The organism is Streptomyces violens (genome assembly GCF_000717745.1).
Lineage (GTDB): Bacteria > Actinomycetota > Actinomycetes > Streptomycetales > Streptomycetaceae > Streptomyces > Streptomyces violens.
Window position 1 is genome coordinate 219,223 of the sequence record NZ_JOBH01000007.1, and the last position, 12,355, is coordinate 231,577.

The window sequence follows — 12,355 nt, forward strand, 5'->3', positions numbered from 1 at the left end:
CCCCCTCACGGAGGATGGCGCATCAGTTGTTCAGCGGAGCCGAAGGAGCGATGCGGTGAGCACCGAGGACACTCCCCCTGCCACTGGCGGCGGGAACCCCACCGATAACCCCACCGCCCCGGGGCGGCGCGGGCGCAGGCCCCTGGTGGTCGCCTCGATGGCCGCGGCCGTGCTGCTGGCCGGCGGCGGCGCGGCGTACTGGGCATCGGGCGCTTCCGGCCAGGACGGCGAAAGCGGCACGGGCGCGGCGGCCGATCCGCCGCCGCTGGCACTGGAGGGGTACGGCCAGTCCCAGTCGCGGGACGGGATCGCGCCGGGCGAGCCGAACCCGCAGGGCGCGGGGTACCGCGCGGTCGCCGGGCTGCCGGACGGCCCGGCCGACGCGCCCGTGTACCGGCCGCAGGGCCCGATCAGCAAGGACGCGGTGGCGCGGCTGGCCAAGGCGCTGGACGTGGCGGGCCAGGTCCGCTCCGAGGGCAGTACGTGGAAGGTCGGCGGCCAGGACAAGGACTCCCGCGGGCCCGTGCTGCAGGTGGCCAAGGCCGGCACCGGCTCGTGGACGTTCGCGCAGTACGGCACGCCGGGCGGGGTGAACTGCGCGCTGCCCGCGACGCCCAAGGGCGAGGAGGCGGACGCGAAGACCGGCCACTCCTCCGACGGGCCCGGCTGCCCCTCGTACCGCGGCCGGGACGCCACGACCGAGGACGACGGCAGCGGCAAGGGCGCGGTCTCCCAGGAGAAGGCCAAGCAGGCGGTGGAGCCGGTGCTCGCGGCGCTGGGGCAGCAGGACGCGAAGCTGAACGCCGGCGGGCTGTCCGGCGCGGTGCGCATCGTCTCCGCGAACCCGGTGATCGGCGGCCTGCCGACGTACGGCTGGCAGAGCGATCTGCAGGTCGGCGCCGACGGCCGGGTGGTCGGCGGCAGCGGCCAGCTCGCGCGGCCGCTCAAGGGCGACACGTATCCGGTGCTGAGCGCGGAGAAGACGCTCACGCACCTGAACGGCGGGGCGGCCGGCGCCGGCGCCGCCGAGGGCAAGGGCAAGGACGCCGAGTGCGCCACGCCGCTGCCGGACAAGGACGGTAAGGCCGGGAAGGGCGACGGCAAGGCGGACGGGAAGGGTGTCGCGCCGTGCGAGCCGGCGCCCGGGAAGCCCGCGCCCGCCGACGTGACCGGCGCCCGCTTCGGCCTGTCGGTGCAGTTCGTGAACGGCAGCCAGGCGCTGGTGCCGTCGTGGATGTACGAGGTGCGGCAGCCCGGTTCGACCAGCGGCAAGGACGCCCGCACCACGGTCGCGCATCCGGCTGTCGACCCGAAGTACGTGGTGGACCGGGACGCCGGGGACGCCGCGACGCAGCGGCCCGCGCACCCGCCGCAGGGCGGCAAGGAGGGCAAGAAGGGCGCGATGGGCCTGGAGTCGTACTCGGTGGCGGACGACGGCAAGAAGCTGACGCTGCACTTCTGGGGTGGGGTGTGCAGCGACTACTCCGCGAGCGCCGACCAGTCGGGTACGGCCGTGACCGCGCAGGTCACCGGCAAGGAGAAGAAGCCGGGCGGGGTCTGCGTGAAGGTCGCCAAGCAGTTCACCAAGACGGTGACGCTGGACTCCCCGCTGGACGGGCGGGAGGTCATCGACGCCTCCAGTGGCGAAACGGTGCCGCAGACGCGGAAGTGACGGCGGTCCGCAGCCGCCGGCAGGGCGGTCAATGACGAAGGCGGCGTTCCCCGAGGGGAACGCCGCCTTCGTCTGTGCCTCCGTGTGCCGGAGCCCGTCGGCTCAGCTGAAGGAGTCGCCGCAGGCGCAGGAGCCGGTGGCGTTGGGGTTGTCGATCGTGAAGCCCTGCTTCTCGATGGTGTCGACGAAGTCGATGGAGGCGCCACCCAGGTACGGGGCGCTCATCCGGTCGGTCACGACCTTCACGCCGTCGAAGTCCTTCACGACGTCGCCGTCGAGCGAGCGCTCGTCGAAGAAGAGCTGGTAGCGCAGGCCGGAACAGCCACCGGGCTGGACAGCCACGCGCAGCGCGAGGTCCTCGCGGCCCTCCTGCTCCAGCAGGCTCTTCACCTTCGACGCGGCCGCGTCGGACAGGATGATGCCGTCGCTGACGGTGGTCTCGTCCTGAACGCTCATCTACATCTCTCCCGGGTTGTACGGACCCCTTGCCCTCGGCAGTAACCGACGGGGCCCCGGATTCATTCCGGGCGGGCTCGAAGTTCTGGCGGAATTCTCCGCCCCTCCTCATGCTCGCACACCCCATCCGGAAGGTCAGCGGTTGTCGGAGTGCGGCCGGCCGGGTGATGCGTCACATCGACACAATGCCCATCGTCAAACTGACGTGAAGCGGCTATGATAGATAACGTCATTTCGACGAAAAGTCGAAAAGGTTCTCCGTAACAACGAAGAGAGGGTGCGTGTCGTGACCACCGCCCAGCCCCGTCAGGACCTCGACGTGCAGCCCACGCCGCTCGCACTGCTGCTTCTCGGCCGCGAGGCCGACCCCAAGAGCGAGCGCGGCGTCGAGTGCCCGGGCGACCTGCCCGCCCCCTCCGACCCCGACCTCGTCGAGCGCGCCCGCGCCGCGAAGGCGAAGCTCGGGGAGAAGGTCTTCGTCCTCGGGCACCACTACCAGCGCGACGAGGTCATCGAGTTCGCCGACGTCACCGGCGACTCCTTCAAGCTCGCGCGCGACGCCGCGGCCCGCCCGGACGCGGAGTACATCGTCTTCTGCGGCGTGCACTTCATGGCCGAGTCCGCCGACATCCTCACGGGCGACGACCAGAAGGTCGTCCTCCCGGACCTGGCGGCCGGCTGCTCGATGGCCGACATGGCCAGCGCCGAGCAGGTCGCGGAGTGCTGGGACGTGCTGACCGAGGCCGGCATCGCCGAGCAGGTCGTGCCCGTCTCGTACATGAACTCCTCCGCCGACATCAAGGCGTTCACCGGCAAGCACGGCGGCACGATCTGCACCTCGTCCAACGCCAAGCGGGCGCTGGACTGGGCGTTCGAGCAGGGGGAGCCCCAGCAAACCAAGGTGCTCTTCCTGCCGGACCAGCACCTGGGCCGCAACACCGCCGTCCGCGACATGGGCATGTCCCTGGACGACTGCGTGGTCTACAACCCGCACAAGCCGAACGGCGGGCTCACCGTCGAGCAGCTGCGCGCGGCGAAGATGATCCTCTGGCGCGGCCACTGCTCCGTCCACGGCCGCTTCTCGCTGGAGTCGGTCGAGGACGTACGGGCGCGGATACCGGGCGTGAACGTGCTGGTGCACCCGGAGTGCAAGCACGAGGTCGTGGCCGCGGCGGACTACGTCGGCTCGACGGAGTACATCATCAAGGCCCTGGAGGCGGCGCCCGCCGGGTCGAAGTGGGCGATCGGTACGGAGCTGAACCTGGTCCGCCGCCTGGCGAACCGTTTCGCTCCCGAGGGCAAGGAGATCGTCTTCCTCGACAAGACGGTCTGCTTCTGCTCGACGATGAACCGCATCGACCTCCCGCACCTGGTCTGGGCCCTGGAGTCCCTGGCGGACGGCAAGGTCGTCAACCGGATCGAGGTCGACAAGGAGACCGAGGACTTCGCGAAGCTGGCGCTGGAGCGGATGTTGGCGCTGCCGTAACCGTCACGCACGTGGGGCCCGTACCGGGATTCGGTACGGGCCCCACGTGCTGGTACGGATCAAACGCCCGCCGGCTCCGGCGTACGGTCCTCCTCCGGCGAAGGTGCGGCCTTCTTGGCCGCCTTCTTCGCCGCCCGCTTCTCCCTCCGCAGCTCCACCATCGCGTACAGCGTCGGGACGAGCAGCAGCGTGAGGAGGGTGGACGTGATCAGGCCGCCGATCACGACCACCGCCAGCGGCTGGGAGATGAAGCCGCCGTCGCCGGTGACCGAGAGGGCCATCGGGAGGAGGGCCATGATCGTGGCGAGGGCCGTCATCAGGATGGGACGGAGCCGGTGGCGGCCGCCCTCGATGACCGCCTCGACCACGCCGTAGCCCCGGTCCCGGTACTGGTTGATCAGGTCGATCAGCACGATCGCGTTGGTGACCACGATGCCGATGAGCATCAGCATGCCGATCATCGCGGGGACGCCCATCGGAGTACCGGTCGCGACCAGCAGCCCGATCGCGCCGGTCGCCGCGAACGGGATCGACACCAGCAGGATCAGCGGCTGGATCAGCGACCGGAAGGTCGCGACCAGCAGCATGAAGACGATCGCGATGGCCGCGAGCATCGCCAGGCCGAGCGAGCTGAACGCCTCGTCCTGATCGGCGGAGACGCCGCCGATCTCGGCCGTGGCGCCCTTGGGCAGGTCCAGGTCCGTCAGCTCGGACTGGAGCTGGGCGGTGACCGCGCCGGTGTTGTCACCGGTCGGCTTGGCCGTGACGGTCGCGGACCGGGCGCCGTCGATGCGGGTCATCTGCACCGGGCCCGGCACGGTCTTCACCTCGGCGATGTCGCCGAGCCGCACCACGCCCGACGGGCCGGGCAGCGCCAGCTTCTTCAGCTCGGCCTCGGTCGTGGCCGGGTGCGCCGACTTCACGACGACGTCCCGCTCGGCGTCGTCCAGCAGCGCCGTGCCGCTGGTGGTGCCGCGTACCGCCTGGGCGACGGCTTGGCCGAGGGTGGCCTGGGAGTAACCGGCGGCCGCCGCCTTGCTGTTGGCAGTGACGGAGATCCGCGGCACGCTCTGCGCCAGGTCGCTGGTGACGTCGGTGACGTCGTCCAGGCCCGCGACCTTCTTGCGTACCTGTTCGGCGGCGTCCTTCAGTACGTCGGCGTCGGCGGCCTTCACGACCACGCTGAGGTCCTGGTTGCCGAACGCCTGGCCGGCGGAGACGGTGGTGTCGCCGATGGCGGGACCGAGCTTCTTCAGACCGGCGCGGATGTCCGCCACGACCCGGTCGGAGTCATCGGCACTGGCCAGCTTGACCTGGTACGACGCCTGGTTGGCGGACGAGCCGCCGCCGAAGGCCGCCATCATGCCCGACGAGCCGACGGTGACCTGGTAGTCCTGCACGCCGTCGGTGTCCGCGAGTACCATCTCGACCCGCTTCGCCTGCTTGTCGGCGGCGGTCAGGCTGGTGCCGGGCTCCAGTTCCTGCTGGATGGAGAGGGTGTCCTGGTCGCCCTGGTCGAAGAAGTTGGTCTTGAGCAGCGGGGCCATGCCGAACGTGCCGATGAGGATGACGACGGCGATGACCAGGCTGGTGATCCGGCGCCGGGTCGCGAAGCGCAGCACCGGTACGTACAGCCGCTGCAGCGCGCTGCGGCTCTCCTTCTCCTCGGCCTCCTTGCGCAGCGCCTCCGGGTCGCCGCCCTCGGCGGCCTTCGGGGCGCGCAGGAACCAGTACGAGAGGACGGGGACCACCGTCAGGGAGACCAGCAGCGAGGCCAGCAGGGCCACGGTGACGGTGATCGAGAAGTCGCCGAAGAGGGCGCCCACCATGCCGCCGACCACGCCGATCGGCAGGAAGACCGCGACGGTGGTGAGGGTGGAGGAGGTGATCGCGCCGGAGACCTCGCGGACGGCGGTGAGGATGGCGTGCTTGCGCTCCTCGCCGTAGCCCAGGTGCCGCTTGATGTTCTCCAGTACGACGATGGAGTCGTCCACGACCCGGCCGATGGCGATGGTCAGCGCGCCCAGCGTCAGCATGTTCAGCGACAGGTCGCGGGTCCACAGCACGATCAGCGTGATGACGACGGACAGCGGGATGGAGACCGCGGTCACCAGCGTCGAGCGCAGGCTCAGCAGGAACACCAGGATCACGATCACGGCCATGACCAGGCCGAGCAGGCCCTCGGTGGTGAGGGACTCGATGGACTTGGAGACCTGCGGGCCCTGGTCGGAGACGACCGTGACGTCCGCGTCCTTGCCGAGGTCCGCGCGGATCTGCGGGAGCTTGTCCTTGACCGCGTCGGAGATGGCGACGGCGCTGCCGTCCTGGTCCATGGTGATCTGGACGGCGAGGCTCGGCTCGCCGTTCGTGCGGGTCAGGGAGGTCGGGGTGGCCGACTCCTGCTTCACGGTGGCGATGTCACCGATGCGTACCGGAGCGCCGGCCCCGGCCTTGCCCGCCGCGGCACCGGCCACCGCCGGCGAGACGGTGAGGTCCTTGATCTGCTGGAGCGAGGTGTAGCCGCTGCCGACCTGGACGGTGCGGCTCTTGCCGCCCTCGGAGAAGGAGCCGGCCGGTACGGAAGCGCCGCCCGCCTCCAGGGCCTGGCCGAGCGCCGCCGGAGTGAGCCCCGCCTTGGCGAGCTTCGCGTCGTCCGGGGTGACGGCGACGACGCGGTCGCGGACGCCGCTCACGGTGACCTGGCCGACGCCGTCGATGTCCTTCAGGGACGGGACGACGCTGCGGTCCAGACGGTCGGCGAGCGCCTGCTGGTCCTGGCCCGCGGAGGAGACGGCCAGCACGGTGGTCGGCAGGTCGTCGGTGCCACCGGACACGACCTGCGGGTCGACGTCCTCGGGCAGCTTGGCGCGGGCCCGGTTGACGGCCTGCTGGACGTCGGCGACCAGCGCCTTGGTGTCGTTGCCGTAGTCGAACTCGGCCATCACCACGGCCGAGCCCTCACTGGCCGTGGAGGTGACGCCGGTGATGCCGTCGACCGCCTGGATGCCGTCTTCGAGGGGCTCGACGACCTGCTTCTCGACGACGTCGGGCGAGGCACCCTGGTACGGCGCCACGACGGACACCATGGGCATGTCGATGGACGGCAGCAGCTGCTGCTTGAGCTGTGGGATCGCGATGGCCCCGAAGACGATCGCCACGATCGACATCAGTGCTATCAGGCCCCGTTGTGCGAGGCTGAGTCGGGACAGCCTGAACATGGGTGGGGTCTCTCTCTTTTGTTCTGAACGCTTCTCGGCAACGGGCCATGGCGGGCCCGCTTACACCATCCGGCACAAGAAGCGCTGTTTCCCTAGCACCCAGGTCCATTTCCGGGGCGGGGGCGTACCGCGTCCGTAGTACGCCCCGCTCCACCCGCTGCTACACCCGCGGGCGGACGAGTCCCGATTCGTACGCCATGACGACGAGCTGCGCCCGGTCGCGGGCGCCCAGCTTGGCCATCGCACGGTTCACATGCGTCTTGACCGTCAGCGGGCTGACGGTCAGCCGCCCGGCGATCTCGTCGTTGGACAGCCCGCCCGCGACCAGTACCAGTACCTCGCGCTCCCGGCCGGTCAGCGACGCCAGCCGCTCGGCGTCCGGCCCCGCGCCGCCGTCCTCGCCGCTCCCCTGTGCCAGGAACCTCGCGATCAGTCCCTTGGTGGCCACCGGTGAGAGCAGCGCCTCGCCGGCCGCCGCGACGCGGATGGCGCTCAGCAGCTCGTCCGGCTCGGCGCCCTTGCCGAGGAAGCCGCTGGCGCCCGCCCGCAGCGCCTGGATCACATAGTCGTCGACCTCGAAGGTCGTCAGGATCACCACGCGTACGCCGGCCAGCTCCGGGTCCTCGCTGATCATGCGGGTGGCGGCCAGCCCGTCCACGCCGGGCATCCGGATGTCCATCAGGACCACGTCGGGCGCGGCCGACCGGGCCAGCTCGTACGCCTCGGCGCCGTCCGACGCCTCGCCCACCACCCGCATCCCGGGCTCGGAGTCCACCAGCACCTTGAACGCGCTGCGCAGCAGCGCCTGGTCGTCGGCGAGCAGCACCTTGATCGTCATGTTGTCTCCCCCGTGCGCGCGGGCTGCAGCGGCAGCCGCACCCGTACCTTGAAACCGCCTGCCGGGCGCGGCCCGGTCTCCACCGTGCCGCGCAGCGCCGCGACCCGTTCCCGCATCCCGATCAGGCCGTGCCCGCCGCCGTCCGCGCGCGCTTCGGCGTTCCCGGGGGACTCGGCGGGCCGCCCGCCGCCGTCGTCCAGCACCGTCAGCGTCAGCGCCTCGGCAGACCGGACGATCCGTACCGTGGCCCGCGCCCCCTCCCCCGCGTGCTTGTGCACATTGGTCAGCGCCTCCTGGACGATGCGGTACGCGGTGAGGTCGACCGAGGCGGGCAGGCCCTCGGGGCTGCCGGGCGGCAGCTCCAGCTCGACGGGCAGGCCCGCGCGCATGAACCCGTCGATGAGCTGGTCCAGGACGCCGAGGCCCGGGGCCGGTTCGGTGGGCGCCTGCGGGTCGTCGGACTGGCGCAGCAGGCCGACCGTGGCGCGCAGCTCGTCCAGCGCGGACCGGGACGCCTCCCGGACGTGCGCGAGAGCCTGTTTGGCCTGGTCGGGGCGGCTGTCCATGACGTGCGACGCGACGCCCGCCTGGACGTTGACCAGCGCGATGTGGTGCGCGACGACGTCGTGCAGCTCGCGGGCGATGCGCATGCGTTCCTCGGCGACCCGGCGCCCGGCCTCCTCCTCGCGGGTGCGTTCGGCCCGCTCGGCCCGCTCCTCGATGGCGGCCACGAAGGCGCGGCGGCTGCGGACGGCGTCACCGGCCGCGGCCGCCATGCCCGTCCACGCGAAGATCGCCAGATTCTCCTGGGCGTACCAGGGCCGGGTACTGGTGAGCATCGCGGCGGCGGTGAGCACCAGGACGGTCAGCGCGCCGATCCGCCAGGTGGTGGGGCGGTCGGTGCGCGCGGCGAGGGTGAAGACGGCGATGACCGAGGCGGCGGCGACCGGGGCGCGCGGTTCGCTGGTGGCGGTGACCAGCTCGGCCAGCGTCATGGCGCAGGTGAAGGCGAGGACGCTGCGCGGGTAGCGGCGGCGCAGTACCAGTGCGGCGCAGGCGAGCGCGGCGAGGAGGACCGTCACCGGCTCCAGCGGGTGGGCGCCGAAGCGGGGCCCGTACCGGCCGTGCGGACCGGCCGCCGCGCCGATCAGGATCACCGCGAAGACGGCCACCGCCAGGACCGCGTCGAGCACGACGGGGTGTGCGCGGAGCCGGGCGAGCAGCGCGGGCCCGGGCAGCGGGCCCTGTCCGGTGGCGAGGGGAGTCACGGGAGGAAACGGTAGCGCCCCGGCCGACGGGCGCTCCCCGCCGAGGCGGGGAGCGGACCGGTGACCGGGGCGCGTACCTGCTGGAAGAAGCCGGGCGGTCACCGTCCCCGGTGTGCGGGGACGGTCCGCCGGAGCGGGCTGGTCAGCCCGGGATGAGGCCGTCGTCGCTGAGCATCTCGCGGACCTCTTCGAGGGTGGCGTCGGGGCCGGGGAGGATCAGCTCCGAGGGCTCCAGGGAGTCGTCGGGCAGCGGGTCGCCCAGCCGGCGTACGGCGTCGAGGAGCGCGCCCAGCGTCCGCCGGAAGCCGTCCGTGTCGCCGCTCTCCATCTCGGCGAGCAGCTCGTCATCGAGCTTGTTGAGCTCGATGAAGTGGCTGTCCGCCACCTTTACCTGCCCCTCGCCCATGATCCGTACGATCACGACGGTCTCCTCTGGTCCGGTCCGGCGATCCCGATGAGGCTATCCGCGCCCGCCGGTCACTGCTTGTCGAAACGCGTCTGGTCCTGCTGCTGCGACGGCTGGGCCTGGCCGTCCTGGCCGCCCTCGATGGCCTGCTGGCCGCCGGAGGTACCCCCGGCCAGCTCGGCCTTCATGCGCTGCAGCTCCAGCTCGACGTCGCCGCCGCCGGAGATCCGGTCCAGCTCGGCGGTGAGGTCGTCCTTGGCCATGCCGGTCGGGTCGTCCAGCGCGCCGGATGCCAGCAGCTCGTCGATGGCCCCGGCCCTGGCCTGCATCTGCGCGGTCCGGTCCTCGGCGCGCTGCACGGCCATGCCGACGTCGCCCATCTCCTCGGAGATGCCGGAGACGGCCTCGCCGATCCGGGTCTGCGCCTGGGCCGCGGTGTAGGTGGCCTTGATGGTCTCCTTCTTCGTACGGAAGGCGTCCACCTTGGCCTGGAGGCGCTGGGCCGCGAGGGTGAGCTTCTCCTCCTCGCCCTGCAGCGTCTGGTGCTGCGTCTCCAGGTCGGTGACCTGCTGCTGCAGGGCCTGCCGGCGGGAGAGCGCCTCTCGGGCCAGGTCCTCACGGCCGAGCGCGAGGGCCTTGCGGCCCTGGTCCTCCAGCTTGGACGACTGGCCCTGGAGCTGGTTGAGCTGGAGCTCCAGGCGCTTGCGGGAGGTCGCGACGTCGGCGACCCCGCGCCGGACCTTCTGGAGCAGCTCCAGCTGCTTCTGGTAGGAGTAGTCGAGGGTTTCGCGCGGATCCTCGGCCCGGTCAAGGGCCTTGTTGGCCTTCGCGCGGAAGATCATCCCCATCCGCTTCATGACACCATCGCTCATGGGCCTCGAGCGCCCCCTTCTGACCGAGTTTCTTCGGGCTTCGGCTCCAGCACATCTACAGACCCCACAGTACGGGCCCCGGTTCCATTACCGCACTGGTTGGACCCGGATGTGCTCCTCCTGCAGGACGATCAGGTATCTCCCTTTCTCCGGCCCAGGGAGTAGACCTGGTACGGGTACCCGGGCTGCCGTTGCCGGATCGTTCCCCTCGGACTCTGGCCCTCCGAGAGCGACCGCGTACCCTTGGGTTCTGTGTTCCGAAGCCGTTCGAAGGATGAGCAGGCCGCGACCGCCAAGGTGACCGCGGACCAGCCCCAGCAGCCACGCGACCCGCAGGCCCCCAAGGGCCGCCCGACGCCGAAGCGCAGTCAGGCGCAGAATCAGCGCCGTACTCGCGCGCAGTCGGCACCGGCCAACCGCAAGGAGGCCGTCAAGGCCCAGCGGGAGGCCCGCCGCGCCGACATGGCCAGGCAGCGCGAAGCGCTGGCCAAGGGCGATGAGCGGTACCTCCCCGTCCGGGACAAGGGCCCGGTGCGCCGATTCGCGCGCGACTACGTCGACTCGCGCTGGTGCGTCGCGGAGTTCTTCCTGCCGGTGGCAGTGATCATCCTGGTGCTGACCATGGTCCGGGTGCCGCAGATCCAGAGCATCGCGCTCATCCTGTGGCTGGTCGTCATCCTGCTGATCGTGCTGGACTCGATCGCCGTCTGGATCGGTCTGACCAAGCGCCTCAAGGAGAAGTTCCCGAACGAGAACCTCAGGGGCGTCAAGCCCTACGCCCTGATGCGCACCCTCCAGATGCGCCGCCTGCGCCTCCCCAAGCCGCAGGTCAAGCGGGGAGAACGACCCTGAACACGGCTTCCTCCGGCTTTGCCGGAGGGGCCGGCCCCTGGCTGGACGAGCTCGGGGGCATCCGGAACACCGTCCGGCAGGAGCTGGTGGCCCGGCAGCTCGAGGAGCAGGTCACCGCGCGCTTCCCGGTGGGTCAGCGGCTGCGCGTCCTGGACGTCGGCCTCGGCCAGGGCACCCAGGCGCTCCGCCTGGCCCGCGCGGGCCACAAGGTCACCGGGCTGGAGTCCGACCCGACGATGCTGGCCGCGGTCCGCGCGTCGCTGGCCGGCGAGCCGGCGGGCATACAGGAGCGGGTCCGGCTGATCGAGGGCGACGGCCGGGACACCGGCGCGCACTTCCCCGCCGGCACCTTCGACGTGGTGCTCTGCCACGGCGTCCTGATGTACGTCGAGGACCCCGACCCGATGCTGGCCGGGCTGGCCCGGGTACTGGCGCCCGGCGGCCTGCTCTCCGTCCTGGTGCGCAACGCCGACGCGCTCGCGCTGCGCCCGGGGCTGTCCGGCGACTGGGACACGGCCATGACCGCGTTCGACTCGCCCCGGTACAAGAACCGGCTCGGCCTCACGGTGCGCGCCGACCGGCTCGACGCGCTCACCGACACCCTCGCCGGGATCGGTGCCCCGCTGCACGCCTGGTACGGCGTGCGGCTCTTCACCGACCTCGCGGCCGACGACGCGGTGCCGCCGCCCGCCGAGGAGCTGACCCGGCTGCTGGCCGCCGAGGAACGGGCCGGGCGCACCGATCCGTACCGTGCGGTGGCGGCCCTGCTGCACCTGTGCGGCGTGCGGGGCTGATCCGCGGACGCAAGGACGTGAAAGGGGCGGCGGGCCATCGGGCCCGCCGCCCCTCACTCGTGCCGGGAGCCGCTCAGCCCTCCGCCGCCTCGCCGCCCTCGTCGGCGTGCAGGCTCATCGGGCCGTAGACCTTCACGCCGTCCTCGAACAGGGTCACCTGGTCCACGTCGCGGTCCAGGAGCGTCTTCCACTCCTCGCCGATCCAGGACTCCGCGTCCCCCTGCGTGGAGAAGTCCTCCGGCGCCTCCCCCGCCGGGGCCTCCGTACCGTCGGCCTTCTCGAACCGCCACGTCCACGCCATGTCCGCCTCCTGGTCCCACCGGGTACGTGCTTGCTCGTGCTGGTGCCGTGCTGGTGCCGTGCAGTGGTCATGCCCTGTGCCGCCGCTCAGGTGTGATGCCCTGTGCCGCCGCCCGGTGACATGTCCCGTGCGAGTACTTCTCGTACTTCTCAATACTGATCAGCAGCCTAACGGCCGTGTCGAGACGTCCCC

11 protein-coding genes are annotated in these 12,355 nt (G+C 71.5%); 4 read left to right on the forward strand and 7 right to left on the reverse strand.

What is annotated here, in order from left to right:
* Positions 1-55 precede the first annotated feature (55 nt).
* On the forward strand, positions 56-1,672 hold the full coding sequence (locus IF04_RS0115630; protein WP_030256735.1) for a flagellar basal body-associated FliL family protein: 1,617 nt from the start codon (positions 56-58) through the stop codon (positions 1,670-1,672).
* 102 nt (positions 1,673-1,774) lie between these two features.
* Here IF04_RS0115630 and erpA read toward each other — a convergent pair whose 3' ends face one another.
* Positions 1,775-2,128: an iron-sulfur cluster insertion protein ErpA gene (gene erpA, locus IF04_RS0115635; RefSeq protein WP_030256738.1), complete on the reverse strand. Its 354-nt coding sequence runs from the start codon at positions 2,126-2,128 to the stop codon at positions 1,775-1,777.
* Positions 2,129-2,405: 277 nt separating this feature from the next.
* Here erpA and nadA point away from each other — a divergent pair, with 277 nt between their 5' ends.
* A complete protein-coding gene (nadA, locus tag IF04_RS0115640; RefSeq protein WP_030256740.1) occupies positions 2,406-3,614 on the forward strand; it encodes a quinolinate synthase NadA in 1,209 nt (402 codons plus the stop codon).
* 59 nt (positions 3,615-3,673) lie between these two features.
* Here nadA and IF04_RS0115645 read toward each other — a convergent pair whose 3' ends face one another.
* The 5 genes from IF04_RS0115645 to IF04_RS0115665 form a co-directional block, all read right to left on the reverse strand.
* Positions 3,674-6,832 carry an efflux RND transporter permease subunit gene (locus IF04_RS0115645; RefSeq protein WP_030256744.1) on the reverse strand — a complete coding sequence of 1,053 codons (3,159 nt, stop codon included), beginning with the start codon at positions 6,830-6,832 and terminating at the stop codon, positions 3,674-3,676.
* Positions 6,833-6,992: 160 nt separating this feature from the next.
* Positions 6,993-7,670 carry a response regulator gene (locus IF04_RS0115650; protein WP_030256747.1) on the reverse strand — a complete coding sequence of 226 codons (678 nt, stop codon included), beginning with the start codon at positions 7,668-7,670 and terminating at the stop codon, positions 6,993-6,995.
* Entirely contained in the window at positions 7,667-8,938 is a 1,272-nt protein-coding gene (locus IF04_RS0115655; protein WP_051831268.1) for a sensor histidine kinase, read from the reverse strand. Before IF04_RS0115655 ends, IF04_RS0115650 begins: the two co-directional genes overlap by 4 nt.
* A gap of 142 nt (positions 8,939-9,080) precedes the next feature.
* Entirely contained in the window at positions 9,081-9,359 is a 279-nt protein-coding gene (gene pspAA, locus IF04_RS0115660; RefSeq protein WP_030256753.1) for a PspA-associated protein PspAA, read from the reverse strand.
* Between the two features lie 56 nt (positions 9,360-9,415).
* The gene (locus IF04_RS0115665; protein WP_078600349.1) at positions 9,416-10,216 is read right to left on the reverse strand and encodes a PspA/IM30 family protein; all 801 of its coding nucleotides are present in this window, start codon (positions 10,214-10,216) and stop codon (positions 9,416-9,418) included.
* Positions 10,217-10,468: 252 nt separating this feature from the next.
* On the opposite strand from IF04_RS0115665, the gene IF04_RS0115670 reads away from it, so the two are divergent.
* Positions 10,469-11,068, forward strand: a complete 600-nt coding sequence (locus IF04_RS0115670) for a DUF3043 domain-containing protein (protein ID WP_030256761.1) — start codon at positions 10,469-10,471, stop codon at positions 11,066-11,068.
* Positions 11,069-11,151: 83 nt separating this feature from the next.
* On the forward strand, positions 11,152-11,862 hold the full coding sequence (locus tag IF04_RS0115675) for a class I SAM-dependent methyltransferase (protein WP_245654416.1): 711 nt from the start codon (positions 11,152-11,154) through the stop codon (positions 11,860-11,862).
* A 73-nt stretch (positions 11,863-11,935) separates the two neighbouring features.
* Here IF04_RS0115675 and IF04_RS0115680 read toward each other — a convergent pair whose 3' ends face one another.
* Positions 11,936-12,163, reverse strand: a complete 228-nt coding sequence (locus IF04_RS0115680) for a hypothetical protein (RefSeq protein WP_030256768.1) — start codon at positions 12,161-12,163, stop codon at positions 11,936-11,938.
* Between the last annotated feature and the right edge of the window lie 192 nt (positions 12,164-12,355).